The following is a 20,173-nucleotide window of genomic DNA, read 5'->3' as shown; positions in this document are numbered from 1 at the left end:
ATGCGCAGTGTCGGCCGCAGCGCGGGCCGGGCGTCATCCATGCTTCACCGGAACACATAGCGCGGGGTGGTCGATGGAGCGGGTACGTGCAGCGGACGATCGTGCAGCCGATGGACGGCGCGTCGGCACGTATGCCGTCGCGGCGCTCGCGTTGCAGGTTCTCTTCCTCGTCGTCTGGGCGATCCGCTATTACCTGTGGCACGACAGGTCCGCGCCGATGGTCGGGTCGGACTTCGCGATATTCTGGGCAACGGCGCGGGTCGCGCTCGAGCACGGCCCGACGGCGATCTTCTCGCCGCAATGGATTCAGCCGATCGAGGCCGCGCTGCGGCCTTTCGACGATTTCGCGCCGTGGCCGTATCCGCCGACCTTTCTGCTCGTCGTCGTCCCGTTCGGCTTGATGCCGTTCGCGAATGCCGTCGTTTTGTTCGGTTTGCTGACCATCGCCTGCTATGCGGCGGTCGTCGCGCGACTGACGCGTTCGCTCGACGGCCAGTGGCGGCTCGCGATCGCCGCGTTTCCGGGGCTGATCGGTGCCGCGCTGACGATGCAGAATGCGTTTCTGACCGTCGCGGCGGCCGGCGCGGCGCTGTTGATGCTCAGGTCGCGCCCGGTCGTCGCGGGCGCCTGCATCGCGCTCCTGATGGTGAAGCCGCAATACGGCGTGCTGTTCCCGTTGGCCCTGATCTGCGGACGGCACTGGACGGCGCTGGCCTCGGCGGGCATGTTCAGTGCCGGACTCGTCGCGGTTTCGGCGATCATATTCGGGTGGCAGGCGTGGATCGCGTTTTTCGCGTTCCTGCCGTCCTTCGATCGCGGCGTGATGGCGTACGGCGAGACGCTCTGGCGCGGCATGCCGTCGATCTTCGGGTTCGCGCGCGCCGCGGGCCTGTCGATTCAGGTCGCATACGGCTTGCAAACGTGCGTCGCGGTGGGCGCCGTCGTGGCCGTCGCTTATGTATGGATTCGCGCGACGCGCTTCGAATTGCGTGCGGCCGCACTGGCTGCCGCGACGCTGCTCGTTCAGCCGTACTTCATGTATTACGACTTGTTGTGGCTGGTGCTGCCGGTCATCTTCCTGCTGCTCGACTGCCGCAACCTTCGGCCGGACCGGCTCGAGACGGCCGTCCTGGCGCTCGCATGGCTCGCGCCGGCGCAGGCGTTCGTCGCGGTCATTACGGGCACGATGTGGCCGGTCGCGTCGGCGATCCTGGTCGCGGTGCTGGCGGTGGTCGTGCGGCGAAGCATGCTGGCGGCCGCGGCATCGTGACGGATCATCGCGTGCACGGCGGCCGGGGCGGGCGAATCGGCTGAATCGCGACGCAAGACGTCGAGCCACGTTCCAGTCGTGGGTTGACAACGTTAGCTAATGCGAATCAGTGCGGCACTGACGGGGGCCACCGTCACGGCGACCTGCCGGTTCGCCACGGCAAGCGTCTGCTGCCGTTGTAGATGCCCGGATTGGCGAGCTGAGCATTCGCATACCATCCGCGTTGTCCCCGATTGTCCAGGCATCGCTCCGGCCTCCCTCTCCCGACCTCCGTTGCCGCGCCGCACCAAGACAACGCCGTTTCCCCCAACGCACTGGCCGCGCCACGCTCCCGCCTCCCACCGGCTCTCGTCCCAACAGACGATGTGACGCCATCCCCGACCGTCCAGAATCCTTTCACGAACAACGGAATCTGAACCTGGAGGAGGCCGACATGATCGATGTCCGTGCGCTCGGCTACGTCGTCGTCGAGGCGACCCGCGTCGATGCGTGGCGCCGCTACGCGGAAGACGTGCTGGGCATGCAGGCGCTCGACGCACCCGACGGCGCGCTGTACCTGAAGATGGACGAGCGCGATTTCCGCTACGTGATCGTCCCCGGCACGGCCGATCGCTATTTGGCGTCGGGCTGGGAGCTGCCCGACGCCGCCGCCTTCGACGCCGCGCTCGCGGCGTTGCAACATGCGGGCGTCGAGGCCGTGCGCGCGACGCGCGACGAAGCCGCACTGCGCCGCGTGCAGGCGATGGCGTGGTGCACCGATCCGTCCGGCAACCGCCACGAGCTGTACTGGGGCGCGCGCTGCGACTTCCGCCGCTTCGTGTCGCCGCTCGGCGTCGCGCGCTTCGTCACCGGCGACATGGGTCTGGGTCACGCGGTGCTGCCCGCGCCGCAGTTCGACGCGACCGACGCATTCGTGTGCGGCGTGCTCGGCTTCGAGCTGTCCGACATCTACCGCGTGAGGTTCACGCCGGACCCCGCGGAACCCGAGAAACGCATCCACTTCATGCACTGCCGCAACGCGCGCCATCACAGCCTCGCGCTGTTCGAGATGGCCGTGCCGTCGGGCTGCGTGCATGTAATGGCCGAAGTCGACTCGATGGACGAAGTCGGCCGCGCGCTCGATCGGGTCGCCGCGCACGACGTGAAGATGTCGGCGACGCTCGGCCGGCACTGCAACGACCAGATGATCTCGTTCTACATGAAGACCCCCGGCGGCTTCGATCTCGAATACGGCTTCGGCGGCCTCACGGTCGACTGGTCGAAGCACGCGGTGTTCGAGGCCACCAAGGTGAGCCAGTGGGGCCACGATTTCAGCATCGGATACCGGTAAGCCAGCACGATGACGATGAAACCTCTCGACAAGACGATGTCCGCGCGCGACGTGGTCGCGCAACTCGCCGACGGCATGACGATCGGCATCGGCGGATGGGGGCCGCGGCGCAAACCGATGGCGCTGGTGCGCGAGATCGCGCGCTCGAACCTGAAGGACCTGACGCTCGTCGCCTACGGCGGCGCCGACGTCGGCCTGCTGTGCGCGGCGGGCAAGGTGCGCAAGGTGGTGTTCGGCTTCGTGTCGCTGGACGTGATCCCGCTCGAACCGCATTTCCGGCGCGCCCGCGAGCAGGGCCGCATCGACGTGCTGGAACTCGACGAAGGCATGTTGCAGCTCGGCCTGCGCGCGGCCGCCGCGCGCCTGCCGTTCCTGCCGACACGCGCCGGGCTCGGCACCGCGCTGCTCGACCACGCGCCGCAATTGCGCACGGTCAGGTCTCCGTACGACGACGGCGAGACGCTGCTCGCGATGCCGGCGCTCGAACTCGACGTCGCGTTGCTGCACGTGAACGCGGCCGACCGGATGGGCAATACGCGCATCGACGGCCCCGATCCATTCTTCGACGCGTGGATGGCGCGCGCCGCGCAGCGCTGCTACGTGTCTGCGGAAACGGTCGACGCATCGCTCGCGACCGAAGACCTCGATGCCGCGAAACGCAACCCGTTCGAGCGCTCGCTCGTCACCGGCGTCGTGCCTGCGCCGGGCGGCGCGCACCCGACCTCGTGCGGGCCCGCCTACGGCTGGGACTTGCCGTACCTGCGCGCGTACTGCGCGAGCGCGGAAGACGATGCGAAGACGGCGGCGTACCTGCGCGACGTGGTCGGCCGGGACGAACGCCAGTATCTCGAAGGCGTCGGCGGCCTGTCGCACGTGACGACGCTGCCGTTGCCGATTCTGTAAAGGAGCGCCTGTGAGCGAATTTCTCGACCATTCCCTCGCGGAACTGATGATCGTCGCGTCCGCGCGACTCTGGCGCGACGACGGCGAAGTGCTGGCGACCGGTATCGGCACGGGCCCGCGGCTCGCGGCTGGCCTTGCGCGGCTCGCGTACAACAACGGCCTGATGCTGACCGACGGCGAGGCGTATCTCGTCGAGGAGCCGGTCCCGCTCGGGCCGCGCCCCGACGGTTTTCGCGTGAAGGCGAGCGGCTGGATGACCTACGAGCGCGTGTTCGACTGCCTGTGGCACGGCCGCCGCCACGCGCTGGTAATGCCGACGCAGATCGACCGCTTCGGCCAGGCGAACATCTCGTGGCTTGGCGACGACTATGCGCGGCCCAAGACGCAACTGCTCGGCGCGCGCGGCTTCCCCGGCAACTCGACGAACCATGCGAATTCGTTCTTCATCAGCGGCCATGGCAAGCGCACGTTCGTCGAAGGCGAAGTCGACATGGTCTGCACGGTCGGCTACAACCCGGCGCGCCGGCTGCCCGCCATGAAGACCTTCGTCGACCTGCGCAGCATCGTCACCGATCTCTGCGTGATGGATTTCGGCGGCCCCGACCATGCGATCCGCGTGCGCTCGCTGCATCCGGGCGTGAGCTTCGACGAGGTGCAGGACGCGACCGGCTTCCCGCTGGTTGCCGCGCCGGAGCTCGGCACGACGGCCCCGCCGAGCGCGGAAGACCTGCGCATCGTGCGTGCGCTCGACCCTCACAACCTGCGCGCGACGATCGTGCGCAACAATCCGGCGCCGCGCCGCGGATGAGGTCCGACATGGAAGCGACCCAGATGGCGTTCGGCGACGGTGTCGTCGACTATGTGGTCGAGGACGGCATCGCGACGATCACGATGAACCGTCCCGAGTATCACAACGCGCAGAACTCGAAGATGACGTATGCGCTCGACGCGGCGTTCCGGCGCGCGTCGCATGACGACGCAGTGAAGGCGATCGTGCTCGCGGGCAACGGCAAGCATTTCTCGGCGGGCCACGACATCGGCACGCCCGGGCGCGACATTCACGAGTCGTTCGAGCGCGCGTCGCTGTGGTACGACCACGTCGACAAGGAGGGCGGCGAATTCCTCTATGCGCGCGAACAGGAGGTGTATCTCGGGATGTGCCGGCGCTGGCGCGACCTGCCGAAGCCGACCATCGCGATGGTGCACGGGGCATGCATCGCGGGCGGGCTGATGCTCGCGTGGGTATGCGACCTGATCGTCGCGTCGGAAGACGCGTTCTTCGCGGATCCAGTCGTGCGGATGGGGATTCCGGGCGTCGAGTATTTCGCGCATGCATACGAGCTGAACCCGCGCATCGCGAAGGAATTCCTGTTCCTCGGCGAGCGGATGCCGGCCGAGCGCGCGTACCAGATGGGCATGGTCAACCGCGTGGTGCCGCGCGAGCGGCTGCGCGACGCGACTTACGCGATCGCCGCGAAGATCGCGACGATGCCGCGGCTCGGCCTCGCGCTGACCAAGCAGGCGCTGAACCACGTCGAGGAACTGCAGGGCAAGCGCGCGGCGATGGACGCGGCATTCGCATGGCATCACTTCGCGCACGCGCACAACGAGCTCGTCAGCGGCGACCGCCTCGGCGGCTACGACGCGCGCAAGATGGCCAGCTCGCAGCGCCGCCCGGAGCAGGCGGACGACGAAGGGCGCGCCGCTGCGGCAGCGGCGGCCGTCAACGGAGCGGCCGCATGAGCACGACGCTGCATACGCCGTTGTGCGACCTGCTCGGCTGCCGCTACCCGATCGTGCAGACCGCGATGGGCTGGGTGGCCGACGCGCGCCTCGTCGCGGCGACCGCCAACGCCGGCGGCTTCGGCTTCCTGGCCGGCGCGACGCTCGAACCGGAGCAGCTCGAGGCCGAGATCCTGAAGGTGAAGTCGCTGACCGACAAGCCGTTCGGCATCAACTTCCACATGTTCCAGAAGAACGCCGCGCAGGTGGTCGATCTCGCGATCGCGCACCGGCTGCGCGCGGTCAGCTACGGCCGCGGGCCGGACGCGAAGACGATCCGCCGCTTCAAGGACGCCGGCATCGTCTGCATGCCGACCGTCGGCGCGCCGAAGCACGCGGCGAAGGCGGTCGAGCTCGGCGCGGACATCGTGACCGTGCAGGGCGCGGAAGGCGGCGGCCACACCGGCTCGGTGCCGACCACGCTGTTGTTGCCGAAGGTGCTCGACGCGGTGCGGGTGCCGGTCGTCGCGGCCGGCGGCTTCTTCGACGGGCGCGGGCTGGCTGCCGCGCTCGCGTACGGCGCCGCCGGCATCGCGATGGGCACGCGCTTCCTGATGAGCGCCGAATCGCCGGTGCCGCGCGCGACGCTCGACCGGTACGTCGCGGTCGGCGACCCGGCGCGGATCCGCGTGTCGGATGCGCTCGACGGGCTGCCGCAACGGATGATCGACAACCCGTATCTGCTGAAGCTCGAGCGCTTCGACCCGCTGCGCCGCACGCTGTTCGCGCTGAAGACGGCAGAAGCGTGGCGCCGTCAGAACGGGCTGCGTACGACCGACATGCTGGGCTTGGCGATCAAGGCGCTGCGCTCGCACGACTACACGGCGAGCCAGACGCTGATGGCCGCGAACGCGCCGTTCCTGATCCAGCGCGCGATCGTCGAAGGGCGGCCGGACGACGGCGTGCTGCCGAGCGGCCAGGCGGCCGCGATGATCGGCGCGATCGAATCGTGCGACGCGCTGATCGCGCGGATCGTCGCGCAAGCGTGCGAGCGGCTCGACGCGCTGGCCGCGTTGCGCAGCGTGGCGGCGACCGACGCGGCCTGAAGGACATCACAGGGAGGCAGGAGATGACTACATCCAAACAACCGGACGGCGCGATGCCGTTCCGGATCGAGCGCGCCGACGGCATCGCCGAACTGGTGATCGCCCATCCGCCCGTGAACGCGCTCGATGCGCAGGGCTGGCATGCGCTCGCACGCGCGCTCGATGCGCTTGGCGAGGACGAAGACGTGCGCGTGATCGTCGTGCGCGGCGAAGGCCGTGGCTTCTGCGCGGGCGTCGACATCAAGGAGCTGGCCGCGCATCCGGAGCGGATCGTATCGGTCAACGCGGGCAACTACGAGACGTTCCGCGCGGTGCACCGCAACCCGAAGCCGGTGATCGCGGCCGTGCACGGCTTCGTGCTCGGCGGCGGAATCGGCATTTGCGGCGCGGCGGACATCGTCGTCGCGGCCGACTGCGCACGCTTCGGCGTGCCGGAGATCGATCGCGGCGCGATGGGGGGCGGCGCGCATTTGCAACGACTGTTCGGGGTGCAGAAGGTCCGCGCGATGTACTTCACCGGCGAGATGATCGACGCGGCCGAAGCACATCGGCTCGGGGCGCTCGAGCAGGTCGTCGCGCGCGACGCGCTGCGCGATGCGGCGCTTGCGATCGCCCGCAGGATCGCGGAAAAGAGTCCCGCGATGGTGCGGCTCGCGAAGGAGGCGCTGAACGGCGTCGAGGACGGAGATCTGGAGGACAAGTACCGCTGGGAGCAGGGCTTCACGCTGCAGGCGTACATGACTAACGATTCGACGGAGGCGCGCGCCGCATTCGTCGAGAAGCGCGACGCGCGGTTCGACGCGCAAGCCGAGGAGGCACGCGCATGAACCTGACCTATACGCCGCAACAGCAGGCGTTCCGCGCGGAAATCCGCGAATGGCTCGCCGCGCACGTGCCGCGCGAGCGGCTGCCGAGCTTCGACACCGAGGAAGGCTTCGCCGCGCACCGCGAATGGGAGCGCACGCTGCATTCGGGCCGCTGGAGCATGGTCACGTGGCCGCGCGAGCTGGGCGGGCGCGGTTGCGACCTGATCGAGTGGCTGATCTTCGAGGAAGAGTACTGGCGCGCCGACGCACCGATGCGCGTGAACCAGAACGGCATCTTCCTGCTCGGTCCGACGCTGATGGATTTCGGTACTCCTCAGCAGAAGGCGCGCTTCCTGCCGGCGATGGCGGCGGGCGAGCACGTGTGGGCGCAGGGCTGGTCGGAGCCGAACGCGGGCTCGGACATGGCCGCGATCCGCACGAGCGCGATCCGCATCGGCGACGAATACGTGCTCAACGGCCAGAAGATCTGGTCGACGCGCGCGGTGTGGGCCGACTGGTTGTTCGGGCTGTTCCGCAGCGATCCCGAATCGTCGCGTCACCACGGGCTCACGTTCCTGATGGTGCCGCTGTCCGCGCCGGGCATCACCGTGCGGCCGATCCGCCAGTTGAACGGGCAGACGGGCTTCGCGGAAATCTTCTTCGATGACGTGCGTGTGCCGGTCGAGAACCGTCTCGCGGCAGAAGGCGCGGGCTGGCAGGTCGCGATGGCCACGGCCGGCTTCGAGCGCGGATTGATGCTGCGTTCGCCCGCGCGCTTCCAGCGCACCGCGCAGGCGCTGCGCGACCTGTATCTCGCGCACCGCGACAGCGCGGATCGCGATCCGACGCTGCGCGAACGCGTGGTGTCCGCGTGGATGGACGCGCAGGCATACGCGCTGTCGACCTACGCGACTGCGAGCCGGCTGCTCAAGGGCGGCCATATCGGCGCGGAGTCGAGCACCAACAAGGTGTTCTGGTCGGAGCTCGACCTGCGCATGCATCAGACCGCGCTCGACATTCTCGGTGCGCACGGCGAGGTCGTCCCGCAGACGGCCGCGCAGCATGCGACGCTCGGCCATTGGCTCGACGGCTTCCTGTTCGCGCAGGCCGGCCCGATCTACGCGGGCACCAACGAGATCCAGCGCAACATCGTCGCCGAACGGATGCTCGGCATGCCGCGCGCGTGAGCGTGCCGGCGCCCCCCTCACTGAACGGACATCGTATGGATTTCGTATTCGATGAAGACCAGGAAGCGCTTGCCGACAGCGTGAAGCGCCTGCTGATGACCGAAATGACGCCGGAGCTGATCCGCGAGCTGTGGGCCACGCCGACGGGCCGCTCCGACGCGTTGTGGTCGCTGTTCGCGTCGCAGGGGCTGACCGCCGTGTCGGTGCCCGACGCGCACGGCGGCCTCGGCCTGACCGAAGTGGAATGGGCGCTGCTCGCGCAGACCTACGGCTACTTCGGCAGCCCGGAGCCGTTGCTCGATACGGCGCTCGTGTCGGCCGGCGTGCTCGCGCGGCTGCCGGCCAGCGACTGGCGCGACGCGCTGCTGCGCGACATCGCCGAAGGGCGCGCGCGTGTCGCGCTCGTGCATCCGGTGAACCCGTATGCGGCCGACGTGCACGTCGCGCAGACGCTGCTGTGCGCGCACCGCGGCGAGCTGCACCGGGTCGACCCCGCGCAGTGCGCATGGCGCGCGGTCGACAGCGTCGATCCATCGCGGCGCCTGTTCACGCTCGACTGGGAGCCGTCGGCGGCCACGCGCATCGCGAGCGCCGACGAAGCCGCGCCGCTGCTCGATCGCGCGCTCGACCACGGTGCGTTCGCGGTCGCGGCGCAACTGCTCGGTCTCACGCAGCGCGTGCTCGACGTCGCGATCGACTACAGCGCGCAACGCAAGCAGTTCGGCAAGGCGATCGGCTCGTACCAGGCGCTCAAGCACCTGCTCGCCGACGTCGCGATCCGCTACGAGTTCGCGCGGCCGGTGATCGCGCGCGCCGCGCAGGCGATCGCCGACGATCACCCGCGGCGCGCGGTGCTGGTGTCGCACGCGAAGCTCGCGGCGACCGCCGCCGCGCAACTGGCCGCGCGTCACGCGATGCAGGTGCACGGCGCGATCGGCTACACGTGGGAGCTCGACCTGCAGATCTTCATGAAGCGGATCTGGGCGCTCTCCGGCAGCTGGGGCGACAACGCATTCCACAAGGCCCGCGTGGCCGACGCGATCCTCGGTGAAGCATTGCCGATCGGTCCCGCGCAGACCTTCGACTTCGAGGAAACACATTGATGAAACAAGCCTATATCGTCGACGCGCTGCGCACGCCGACCGGCCGCCGCAAGGGCGGGCTTGCCCACGTGCATGCGGCGGACCTCGGCGGCTTCGTGCTGAAGACGCTCGTCGAACGCAATGCGATTCCGGCCGACGAATACGACGACGTCGTGTTCGGCTGCGTCGACACGATCGGCCCGCTCGCCGGCAACATCGCGCGCACGTGCTGGCTCGCGGCCGGGCTGCCGCTGCAGGTGCCGGGCGTGACGGTCGACCGGCAGTGCGGCTCGTCGCAGCAGGCCGTGCATTTTGCCGCGCAGGCCGTGATGAGCGGCGTGCAGGACGTCGTGGTCGCGGGCGGCGTGCAGACGATGACGCAGATCCCGATCTCGTCCGCGATGACGAGCGCGGCGCCGCTCGGCTTCGACGACCCGTTCTCGGGCAGCGCCGGCTGGCGCGCGCGCTTCGGCGACGCGCCGGTGTCGCAGTTCGTCGCGGCACAGCGGATCGCCGATCACTGGAACCTGTCGCGCGATGCGATGGAGCGCTACGCGCTGGAAAGCCACCGGCGCGCGGTGGCGGCGATCGAGGCCGGCCATTTCAAGCGGGAAATCGTGCCGTTCGAAGGCGTGCTGCACGACGAGACGCCGCGCCCCGACACGTCGCTGGAAAAGATGGCGACGCTCGAGCCGCTGATGCCGGGCGGCTCGCTGACGGCCGCCGTCGCGAGCCAGACCTGCGACGCGGCCGCCGCGTTGCTGATCGTGTCGGAGGATGCGCTCAAGCGCTACGGGCTTACGCCGCGCGCGCGCATTCACCACCTGAGCGTGCTCGGCGACGATCCGCTGTGGATGCTCACCGCACCGATCCCGGCAACCCAGGCCGCATTGAAGAAGAGCGGGCTCGACTGGTCGCGGATCGACGTCGTCGAGATGAACGAGGCATTCGCGTCGGTCGCGCAGGCATGGCTCGCGGACACGCGCTTCCCGCACGAAAGGACCAACCCGAACGGCGGCGGCATCGCGCTCGGCCATCCGCTTGGCGCGACGGGCGCGCGGTTGATGACGACGCTGCTGCACGAGCTCGAACGCACCGGCGGTCGTTACGGATTGCAGACGATGTGCGAAGGCGGTGGCCTCGCGAACGTCACGATCATCGAGCGCCTGTGAGCGCGGCACTTTCACGATCTGTCGATCGAGGAGACACAAGCATGGGAATCTGTCACGGACGCACCGTGATCATCACCGGCGCGGGCGGCGGGCTCGGCCGCGAATACGCGCTCGCGTTCGCGGATGAAGGCGCGGCGGTCGTCGTCAACGACATCCGTCACGAGGCCGCACAGGCCGTGTGCGACGAGATCGCCCGACGCGGCGGTCGCGCGCTCGCGAATGCCGACGACATCACCCGGATCGACACCGCGCAGCGGATCGTCGATGCCGCGCGCGACGCGTTCGGCGACGTGCACGTGCTGATCAACAACGCGGGCATCTGCCGCGACAAGATGTTCGCGAGCATGACCGAAACTGACTGGGACGACGTGATGCGCGTGCACCTGCGCGGCCATTTCTGCCTGTCGAACGTGCTGGCGCGCGCGTGGCGCGACGCCGCGAAGGCCGGCGCGCCGATCGACGCGCGCATCGTCAACACGAGCTCGGGCGCCGGGCTGCAAGGGTCGATCGGTCAGTCGAACTACGGCGCGGCGAAGGCCGGCATCGCGGCGCTCACGCTGATGCAGGCGGTCGAGCTGCAGCGCTACGGCGTGCGGGTGAACGCGCTCGCGCCGGCCGCGCGCACATCGATGACCGAGGGCGTGTTCGCCGACATGATGAAGAAGCCCGAGGACGGCGGCTTCGACTATTTCGATCCGGCCAACGTCGCGCCGCTCGTCGTGTGGCTCGGCAGCGCGCTGTCGGCCGACGTCACGGGCCAGGTGTTCGAGGTCGCGGGCGGGATGATCGCGGTTGCCGAAGGCTGGCGCACCGGCCCGAGCGTCGATCGCGGCGCGCGCTGGGTGCCGGCCGAGGTCGGCCCGGCGGTTGCGCGGCTGCTCGCCGACGCGCGTCCCGCGCAGCGCGTGTACGGGAGCTGAAGCATGGATCTCGCGCTCACCGACGAACAGGCGATGATCCGCGATGCGGCTGCCGACGTGCTCGCCGAACGCAGCGCATCCGCCGACGTGCGCCGCGCGCTCGAGCATTCGGCCGGCCGCGATGACGCCTTGTGGGCCGCGCTCGCGGGCGAACTCGGCTGGAACGCGCTCGCGCTGCCGGAAGCGGCGGGCGGCCTCGGGCTCGGCGCGGTCGAACAGACGCTGTTGATGGAGCAGCTCGGCCGGCGCATCGCATGCGTGCCGTATTTCCCGACCGCATGCCTGGCCGCGACCGCGCTGGCGAGCTGCTCCGACGCACCGCTCGCAACCGGCTGGCTCGCGAAGATCGCCGAAGGCGCATGCAGCGCGACGCTGGCATTGCCGTTCGAGTTGCCGGCCGGCGCGGGGCTGTTGCCTGTCGTTGCCGAAGAAGCGGCGGGCGGCTACGCGCTGTCCGGCACGATCGAACAGGTGATCGACGGCGCGCGCGCCGACCTGCTGCTGATTCCCGCGCGGATCGCGAACGAAGGGCGGTCGATCGGCCTGTTCGCGATCGACGTTGCGACGGCGCCCGGCCTGCGCATCACGCCGCTCGACACGCTCGACGCGACACGGCCGATCGCGCGCATCGTCCTCGACGAAATCCGCGTGAACCGCGAGGCACTGTTCGCCTGCGGCACCGTCGCCGCGCAGGTGCTGGAGCGCGCCGCATGGTTCGCGGCGCTCGCGCTGGCCGCCGAACAGCTCGGCGGCGCGCAGCAATGTCTCGACCTGACGCTCGACTACACGGGCCAGCGCGTGCAGTTCGGCCGCGCGATCGCGTCGTTCCAGGCCGTCAAGCATCGCTGTGCGCAGATGATGGTGCTGATCGAATCCGCGCGCTCGGCGGTGCTCGGCGCCGCGCACGCATGGGATGCGCAAGCGGGCGGCATGGCGCCGGACGCGGCGCTGCGCGGCGACATCGCGGCCGCGAAGGCCGCCGCGAACGACGCATACGCGTTCTGCGCGCAGGAAGCGATTCAGTTGCACGGCGGTGTCGGCTTTACGTGGGAATACGACCCGCATCTCTATTTCAAGCGTGCGCAGGCGTCGCTCGCGCAGTTCGGCAGCACGCCGCAACTGCTCGAATGGATCGCACGCCATGCGATCGACAACGGCACGTCGCGGCACGACGCGGCACCGGCATCGTTACATGCATCGATGGCCACGCGTCCATCCGCCGCGCGCACGGGAGCGCTCCAATGAACAGCGAAACACGCGAACAGCAATTGCGGCACGAAGTCGGCGACTGGGTGCGCTCGCACCTGACCGGCGAATTCGCGTGCCTGAAATATCGCGGCGGCCCCGGCGACGAGGAGGCGTTTCCGGAACTGCGCAAGGCGTGGGAACGGAAATTGGCGCAGGGCGGCTGGACCGGCCTCGGCTGGCCGACCGACGCGGGCGGCCGCGGCTTCACGGTCGCCGAGCAGGTGATCTTCCACGAGGAATACGCGCGCGCCGGCGGCCCGGGCCGGATGGGCCATATCGGCGAAGGGCTGCTCGGGCCGACGCTCGTCGCGTGCGGCACCGACGACCAGCGTGCGCGCTTCCTGCCCGGGATTCTCGGCGGCACGCAGTTCTGGTGCCAGGGCTACTCGGAGCCGGGTGCGGGCTCCGATCTCGCGAACGTGCGCACGCGTGCGGAGCGGGATGCCGACGGCACCTGGCGCGTGCATGGCCAGAAGGTGTGGACGTCGCTCGCGCACGATTCCGACTGGATCTTCGTGCTCGCGCGTACCGATCCGGCGTCGACGGGCAACAAGGGGCTGTCGTTCCTGCTGATGCCGCTTGACCAGCCGGGCATCGAGATCCGCCCGATCCGGCAGCTCAACGGCGGCGCCGAATTCAACGAAGTGTTCTTCGACGGCGCGCGCGTGCAGGCACGCGACCTGGTTGGCGCGCCCGGCGACGGCTGGCGGATCGCGATGACGCTGCTCGGCTTCGAGCGCGGGATGTCGACGCTCGGCCAGCAGATGCAGTTCGTGCGCGAACTCGATTGGGTGATCGACGCCGCGCGCGAATCGGGCGCCGATCGCGACCCGGTGCTGCGCCAGCGTATCGGCCGCGCGTGGGCCGGGCTGCGCGTGATGCGCTACAACGCGCTGCGGATGCTGTCCGGCGCGGACGACGCGAACGGCGGCGCCACCGCGCCGCTGCGACGCGAGGCGCTGATCTACAAGTATTTCTGGTCGAACTGGCACCGCGACCTCGGCCAGCTCGCGATGGACGCGCTCGGGCCGCGCGCGAACGTGATCGATCCGGGCGACGAAAAGCTTACCCATCTGCAGCGCGTGTTCCTGTTCTCCCGTGCGGACACGATCTACGCCGGCACCAACGAAATCCAGCTCAACATCATGGCCGAGCGCGGGCTCGGCATGCCCAGGGAACCACGAGGCACCGCATGACCGAACCCCAGATCCAGAAAGCGCCCGCGTACGTGCCGGGCCACCAGCTGCTCGCCGGCAAATCGGTGCTGATCACGGCCGCCGCGGGCGCCGGCATCGGCTTCGCGGCCGCGCGTCGCTGCGCGGAGGAAGGTTGCCGCGCGCTGTTCATCTCCGACATCCACGAGAAACGCCTCGAACAGGCGGTCCAGACGCTGCGCGCCGAAACGGGCCTGCAGCAGGTCTTCGGCCGCCTGTGCAACGTCGCGGTCGAGGACGACGTGCAGGCGCTCGTGGCCGATGCCCAGGACCGGCTCGACGGCGTCGACGTACTGATCAACAACGCCGGGCTCGGCGGCGCGCGACGCATCGTCGAAATGGACGATGCCGAATGGTCGCGGGTGATCGACATTAGCCTGACCGGGACGTTCCGGATGACGCGCGCGATGCTGCCGCACATGCAGGCCCGCGGCCGCGGCGCGATCGTCAACAACGCATCGGTGCTCGGCTGGCGTGCGCAGGCGGAACAGGCGCACTACGCGGCGGCGAAGGCGGGCGTGATGGCACTCACGCGCTGCGCGGCGCTCGAGGCGTCGCCTTACGGCGTGCGCATCAACGCGGTCGCGCCGAGCATCGCGATGCACGATTTTCTGAAGAAGTCGGCCCCGGCCGACCTGTTGAATCAACTGGCGTCGCGCGAAGCCTTCGGGCGCGCCGCCGAAGTCTGGGAGGTCGCGAACGTGATGGTGTTCCTTGCAAGCGATTACGCGTCGTACATGACGGGCGAAGTGCTGTCGGTCAGCAGCCAGCACGCATGATGGAGACGACTCTCGACCCCGTGCGCGCGACGCCTCGCGTGTTCGCGCATCCCGGCGAACTCGCGGCGGCCGTCGGCGAAACGCTCGGCGCGAGCGCGTGGCTCACGATCGACCAGATCCGCATCGACGGTTTCGCCGACGCGACGGGCGATCACCAGTGGGTGCACGTCGATCCGATCCGCGCGAAGGACGGCCCGTTCGGCGCGTGCATCGCGCACGGCTACCTGACGCTGTCGCTCGTCAATCATTTCCTGCCGCAGATCGTACGCATCGACGGCGCGCGGCTCGGCGTCAACTATGGCTGCGACAGGATCCGCTTCCCGGCCCCGGTGAAGGTCGGTGCACGCGTGCGCGGCGTCGGCGAGCTGCTCCGTGTCGAGCCGCTCGACGGCGGCGTGCAGGCGTGGATCCGCGTGACCGTCGAGATCGAAGGCGAAGGCAAGCCCGGCTGCGTTGCCGACACCATCAGCCGTTACACCTTCTAGATTCGGATTCGGAGAGCCACCTCATGGAAGACGCAGTCATCGTTTCCGTCGCCCGCACGCCGATCGGCAAGGCGTTTCGCGGCATGTTCAACGACACCGAGGCACCCGCGCTGGGCGGCCACGTCGTGCGCGCCGCGCTCGAACGCGCGGGCGTCGCGCCGGCCGACGTCGACGACGTGCTGATCGGCTGCGCCGCGCAGCAGGGCACGCAGGGCTACAACATCGGCCGCCTGTCGGCCGCGGCGGCCGGGCTGCCGGCTTCGGTGCCCGGCATGTCGATCGACCGCATGTGTTCGTCGGGCCTGATGTCGATCGCGAGCGCGGCGCGCAGCATCGGCGCGGGCGACGCGCGGATCGTCGTCGCGGGCGGCGTCGAATCGATCTCGCTCACGCAGAACAAGCACAAGAACGGCTATCGCGCGCGTTCGCAGGCCGTGCTCGATCACCAGCCGGCCGCGTACATGGCGATGATGGAAACCGCCGAGATCGTGTCGCGCCGCTACGGGATCTCGCGCGCCGCGCAGGACGAATTCGCGCTGCAGAGCCACCAGCGCACGGCCGACGCGCAGGCGGCCGGCCGCTTCGACGCGGAAATCGCGCCGCTCGACGTGACGCGCGCGCTGTTCGACAAGGAAGGCAACCCGAGTGGCCACGAGGCCGTGCGCGCGACGCGCGACGAAGGCGTGCGCGCCGATACGACGGCCGAGCGGCTCGCGGGGCTCAAGCCGTCGTGGAGCGGCGGCAAGGTCGTCGAGCAGGGCGAGTTCGTGACGGCCGGCAATGCGTCGCAGCTGTCGGACGGCGCGGCGGCGGTCGTCGTGATGTCGCGCGCCGAGGCCGCGCGTCGGGGCCTCGCGCCGCTCGGTACGTTCCGCGGGCTGGCCGTGGCCGGCTGCGAGCCCGACGAAATGGGCATCGGCCCGGTGTTCGCGATTCCGAAGCTGCTGGCGCGCTTCGGGATGACCGTGCGCGACGTCGGGCTGTGGGAGCTGAACGAGGCGTTCGCGTGCCAGGCGCTGTATTGCCGGGACACGCTTGGCATTCCAAATGAACGGCTGAACGTCGACGGCGGCGCGATCGCGCTCGGCCACCCGTTCGGGATGTCGGGCACGCGGATGACGATGCACGCGCTGCTCGAAGGCGCGCGCCGCGGCGTGCGGCATGCGGTCGTGACGATGTGCATCGGCGGCGGGATGGGTGCCGCCGCGCTGTTCGAGGTCGGCGCGTAAGGGCATTCGACGCAGCCGCACCGGCAGCCGCACCGACAGCCCGGTTCGGCCGCCATCCATGCGGAACCATGCGAGGCCGCGGCAACGACCGGCGGCCCGGAGACTTGCAGCGGCAGGGCGCGCGCGTCGACGCGGGCCCCGGCCGATTGCCAGGACAGGAGACAACCGATGAAACGTACCTTGCCAGGACTCGCGATGTCGGCGCTCGTGCTCGGCGCCGCGCTGTTCGCGTTTTCGCCGCGCCCGCTGCCGGCGTTCCCGGCCACCGCGATCCACGCGGACCGCCTGCAGATCAACGGGCTCGCCCGCGCCGGCGCGCGCGTCGTCGCGGTGGGCGAGCGCGGCGTGATCCTGCTGAGCGATGATGCGGGCCGCCGCTGGCGGCCGGCGTCGGTCACGCCCGATCAGGGCTCGACGCTCACGCAGGTGAGCTTCGTCACACCGACGCTCGGCATCGCGGTCGGCCACGACGGCCGGATCGTGCGCAGCGACGATGCGGGCGTGCACTGGCGCGAGGTCCACGTCGACCACGCGCATTCCGATCCGCTGCTGTCCGTGTGGGGCAGCGCGAACGGCCCGCTGTTCGCGGCCGGCAGTTTCGGCCAGCTGCTGCGCTCGGACGATGCCGGGCTCACGTGGCAGCCGCTGAAGACCCCGGCCGGCGACCGCCACCTGAACGCGATCGTCGGCGACGGCCACGGCAACCTGCTGATCGCGGGGGAGAGTGGCACGCTGCTGCGCTCGACCGACGGCGGCGCCACCTGGGACAAGCTGCCGTCGCCGTATGCAGGCTCGCTGTTCGGCGCGCTGATGCTCGCCAACGGCGACTGGGTCGCGTACGGCATGCGCGGCAACGTGCTGCGCAGCACCGATCGCGGCGCGACCTGGACGCACGTCGACAGCCACGTGCCGGTGTCGTACTTCGGCGCGACGCAGCTCGCCGACGGCGAACTCGTGCTGGTCGGGCAGGGCGGCGCGATCGTCGCGTCGCGCGACGGCGGCGCGACCTTCGACGTGCGCAAGCTCGGCGGCGTGCAGAGCCTCGCGGCCGTGCTCGACATGGGCCGCGGCGCGCTGCTGCTCGGCGGCGAGGCCGGCGTCGCGCCGCTCGCCGCGTCGCCGTCCTGATGCGCGGCGGCGGCGATTGCCGCCGCCCGTATCCGTTCGCCGCGCTGCGCCGATCCGCATCGTCCGTCCCGTCCGTCCCGACCCGAGAAATCCATGAACGACCTGTCACGCTCCACCGAAGCCGTTCCCGCGTCGCGCCTCGCCGCGTTCGTCGAGCGCTGCGCCGACACGATCATCCGGCAGCGCCGCCTGCTGATGCTGCTGTGCGTCGCGGTGACGCTCGCGCTCGGCCTGTCCGCGACGCGCCTGAAGCTCGATCCGGGCTTCAACAAGATGATTCCGATGCAGCATCCGTACATGCAGGTGTTCGAGCGCTACGCGGGCGCGTTTCCGGGCGCGAACACGATCCTCGTCAGCCTGCGCTGGAAGGGCGACGGCGACATCTACAACCAGGCCTTCATGGACGCACTGCGCCACGCGACCGACGACGTGTTCTTCATCCCCGGCGTGAACCGCTCGCGCGTGTTCTCGCTGTTCACGCCGAACGTCCATTACACGGAAGTGACCGAAGCCGGCTTTCGCGGCGACGTGGTCGTGCCCGGTCAGTTCTCGAGCGCGAACCCGGGCGATCTCGCGAAGGTGCGCGGCAACGTCGCGCGCTCGGGGCAGATCGGCCGGCTGGTCGGCAACGACCTGAAGTCGGCGCTGATCCGCGCGGAACTGCGCGAGACCGATCCGGCCACCGGCAAGCGGCTCGACTACAGCGCGGTCGCGCGCCAGCTCGAGGACATCCGCACGCGCTACGCGAAGCAGGGCATCGACGTGAACATCATCGGCTTCGCGAAGCTGGTCGGCGACGTCGAGGCCGGTATCGCCGGTGTGATGGCGTTCTTCGCGCTGGCGTTCCTCGTGACGGCCGCGCTGCTGTTCGCCTATACGCGCTCGCTGAAGACCTCCGTGCTGGCACTCGTCGTCGCGCTGCTGCCGGTCGTGTGGCTGCTTGGCGCGCTGCCGCTGCTCGGGCTCGGCATCGATCCGATGTCGATCCTCGTGCCGTTCCTGATCTTCTCGATCGGCGTGTCGCACGCGGTGCAGATGACCAACGCGTGGAAGCAGGCGCTGGTGCGCGGCGCGTCGTCGGTCGACGCCGCGCGTGACGCGTTCCGCAAGCTGTTCGTGCCGGGCACGGTCGCGCTGCTGACCAACGCGCTCGGCTTCATGGTGATCATGCGGATCCGGATCGACATCGTGCGCGAGCTCGGCATTACCGCGTGCCTGGGCGTGCTGCTGATGATCGTCACCAACAAGGTGTTCCTGCCGATCCTGCTGTCGTACACGCGCCTCGAGCGCGGCACGCTGGCGCGCGCACAGCGCACGGCCGCCGCGGGCGGCAGCGGGAAGTGGTCGCGCTTCGCGGTGTTCGCGCGGCCCGCGCCGGCGCTCGGCGTGTTCGCCGTGGCGCTCGCGCTGCTCGCATACGGCACGCTCGAGTCGCGCAGGCTGGAGATCGGCGACATCGGCACCGGCGCGCCGGAGCTGCGCGCGAACTCGCGCTACAACATCGACAACGCGGCGATCACGCATCAGTACAACATCGGCGTCGACGTGCTGTCGGTGATCGTAGAGACGACCGGCTTCGACGACGCGTGCCTGCATTACCCGGTGATGAGCGCGATCGAGAAGTTCGAGATGAACATGCGCGGCGTGGCCGGCGTGCAGTCGGTGACGAGCGTCGCGTCGCAGGGCAAGGTGTTCATCGCCGCGTTCAACGAGGGCAACCCGCGCTGGGCCGCGCTGCCGCGCTCGAGCGAAGGGCTCACGCAGGGCTCCAACGCGTTCGATCCCGACAACGGGATGAACACCGCCAACTGCAAGGCGATCCAGGTGCTGATCTACACGCAGAACCACGAGGGTACGACCATCGCGCACATCGTCGACGAGATCAAGCGCTTCGCGGCCGAGAACCCGACGCCGAACGTCGCGTTCCGGCTCGCGGGCGGCAACGTCGGCGTGATGGCCGCGACGAACGAGGCGGTCGGCGACGCGGAGGTAGCGATGCTGCTGTCGATCTTCGGCGCGATCGCGCTGCTCTGCGCGGTCACGTTCCGCTCGTGGCGCGCGGTGCTGTGCATCATCGTGCCGCTCACGCTGGTGTCCATCCTGTGCAACGCGGTGATGGCGCGGCTCGGCATCGGGTTGAAGGTCGCGACGCTGCCGGTGATCACGCTCGGCGTGGGCGTCGGCGTCGACTACGGGATCTACCTGTACGAACGCCTGCAGCACGACATCCGCCACGGTGCGACGCTGCCGGACGCATTCGCCGATGCGATGCGTCAGCGCGGCACCGCGGCGCTGTTTACCGCCGTCACGATGTTCATCGGCGTCGGCACGTGGGCATTCTCCGCGCTGAAGTTCCAGGTCGACATGGGCGTGCTGCTCGCATTCATGTTCCTCGTGAACCTGTTCGGCGCGGTATTCCTGCTGCCCGCGCTGGCCGCATGGCTCGGCGTCGAGCGCGCCGAGCGCCGCGTGTCGCGCGCGCCGCAGCCGGCATCGCCGCAGGCCGCGCCCGCATCCGCACCCGCGCTCAAGCCGGCGCGCACGCTCGAACCCGGCAATCCGGTGCGCTGAGCGACACATCCCCCTTTATCC

The 20,173-nt window shown here is 69.7% G+C and carries 18 protein-coding genes; all 18 read left to right on the top strand.

Going from position 1 to position 20,173, the window contains the following annotated elements; translation table 11 throughout:
- Positions 1–73 precede the first annotated feature (73 nt).
- Positions 74–1,270: a glycosyltransferase family 87 protein gene (locus tag WS51_RS05825; protein ID WP_069228766.1), complete on the top strand. Its 1,197-nt coding sequence runs from the start codon at positions 74–76 to the stop codon at positions 1,268–1,270.
- Positions 1,271–1,703: 433 nt separating this feature from the next.
- A complete protein-coding gene (locus WS51_RS05820; protein WP_069228765.1) occupies positions 1,704–2,600 on the top strand; it encodes a VOC family protein in 897 nt (298 codons plus the stop codon).
- 9 nt (positions 2,601–2,609) lie between these two features.
- Positions 2,610–3,503: a CoA transferase subunit A gene (locus tag WS51_RS05815; RefSeq protein WP_069228764.1), complete on the top strand. Its 894-nt coding sequence runs from the start codon at positions 2,610–2,612 to the stop codon at positions 3,501–3,503.
- Positions 3,504–3,513: 10 nt separating this feature from the next.
- Positions 3,514–4,311, top strand: coding sequence for a CoA-transferase subunit beta (locus tag WS51_RS05810; RefSeq protein ID WP_069228763.1), 798 nt, complete (start codon positions 3,514–3,516; stop codon positions 4,309–4,311).
- Positions 4,312–4,319: 8 nt separating this feature from the next.
- The gene (locus tag WS51_RS05805) at positions 4,320–5,246 is read left to right on the top strand and encodes an enoyl-CoA hydratase (RefSeq protein WP_069228762.1); all 927 of its coding nucleotides are present in this window, start codon (positions 4,320–4,322) and stop codon (positions 5,244–5,246) included.
- Entirely contained in the window at positions 5,243–6,331 is a 1,089-nt protein-coding gene (locus WS51_RS05800; RefSeq protein WP_069228761.1) for an NAD(P)H-dependent flavin oxidoreductase, read from the top strand. Before WS51_RS05805 ends, WS51_RS05800 begins: the two co-directional genes overlap by 4 nt.
- A gap of 23 nt (positions 6,332–6,354) precedes the next feature.
- Positions 6,355–7,158, top strand: a complete 804-nt coding sequence (locus WS51_RS05795) for an enoyl-CoA hydratase family protein (protein ID WP_069228760.1) — start codon at positions 6,355–6,357, stop codon at positions 7,156–7,158.
- Positions 7,155–8,324 carry an acyl-CoA dehydrogenase family protein gene (locus tag WS51_RS05790; RefSeq protein ID WP_059507505.1) on the top strand — a complete coding sequence of 390 codons (1,170 nt, stop codon included), beginning with the start codon at positions 7,155–7,157 and terminating at the stop codon, positions 8,322–8,324. The genes WS51_RS05795 and WS51_RS05790 overlap by 4 nt, the downstream gene beginning before the upstream one ends.
- 35 nt (positions 8,325–8,359) lie before the next feature.
- The gene (locus WS51_RS05785) at positions 8,360–9,427 is read left to right on the top strand and encodes an acyl-CoA dehydrogenase family protein (protein ID WP_069228759.1); all 1,068 of its coding nucleotides are present in this window, start codon (positions 8,360–8,362) and stop codon (positions 9,425–9,427) included.
- On the top strand, positions 9,427–10,578 hold the full coding sequence (locus tag WS51_RS05780; protein ID WP_059507503.1) for an acetyl-CoA C-acetyltransferase: 1,152 nt from the start codon (positions 9,427–9,429) through the stop codon (positions 10,576–10,578). The genes WS51_RS05785 and WS51_RS05780 overlap by 1 nt, the downstream gene beginning before the upstream one ends.
- Positions 10,579–10,619: 41 nt before the next feature.
- Entirely contained in the window at positions 10,620–11,498 is an 879-nt protein-coding gene (locus WS51_RS05775) for an SDR family oxidoreductase (protein ID WP_069228758.1), read from the top strand.
- Positions 11,499–11,501: 3 nt separating this feature from the next.
- Positions 11,502–12,743: an acyl-CoA dehydrogenase family protein gene (locus tag WS51_RS05770; RefSeq protein WP_069228757.1), complete on the top strand. Its 1,242-nt coding sequence runs from the start codon at positions 11,502–11,504 to the stop codon at positions 12,741–12,743.
- Entirely contained in the window at positions 12,740–13,942 is a 1,203-nt protein-coding gene (locus WS51_RS05765) for an acyl-CoA dehydrogenase family protein (RefSeq protein ID WP_069228756.1), read from the top strand. Before WS51_RS05770 ends, WS51_RS05765 begins: the two co-directional genes overlap by 4 nt.
- Positions 13,939–14,739, top strand: coding sequence for an SDR family oxidoreductase (locus WS51_RS05760; RefSeq protein WP_059451268.1), 801 nt, complete (start codon positions 13,939–13,941; stop codon positions 14,737–14,739). The genes WS51_RS05765 and WS51_RS05760 overlap by 4 nt, the downstream gene beginning before the upstream one ends.
- Positions 14,739–15,224 carry a MaoC family dehydratase gene (locus WS51_RS05755; protein ID WP_059451269.1) on the top strand — a complete coding sequence of 162 codons (486 nt, stop codon included), beginning with the start codon at positions 14,739–14,741 and terminating at the stop codon, positions 15,222–15,224. The genes WS51_RS05760 and WS51_RS05755 overlap by 1 nt, the downstream gene beginning before the upstream one ends.
- A gap of 23 nt (positions 15,225–15,247) precedes the next feature.
- Entirely contained in the window at positions 15,248–16,453 is a 1,206-nt protein-coding gene (locus WS51_RS05750; RefSeq protein ID WP_069228755.1) for an acetyl-CoA C-acyltransferase, read from the top strand.
- A gap of 168 nt (positions 16,454–16,621) precedes the next feature.
- The gene (locus WS51_RS05745; protein WP_060136480.1) at positions 16,622–17,581 is read left to right on the top strand and encodes a WD40/YVTN/BNR-like repeat-containing protein; all 960 of its coding nucleotides are present in this window, start codon (positions 16,622–16,624) and stop codon (positions 17,579–17,581) included.
- Positions 17,582–17,674: 93 nt separating this feature from the next.
- The gene (locus WS51_RS05740) at positions 17,675–20,152 is read left to right on the top strand and encodes an efflux RND transporter permease subunit (RefSeq protein WP_069228754.1); all 2,478 of its coding nucleotides are present in this window, start codon (positions 17,675–17,677) and stop codon (positions 20,150–20,152) included.
- Positions 20,153–20,173: the final 21 nt, after the last annotated feature.

Source organism: Burkholderia territorii (assembly GCF_001718335.1).
Classification (GTDB): Bacteria; Pseudomonadota; Gammaproteobacteria; order Burkholderiales; family Burkholderiaceae; genus Burkholderia; species Burkholderia territorii.
This window is presented reverse-complemented; position numbering and strand designations above follow the sequence as displayed.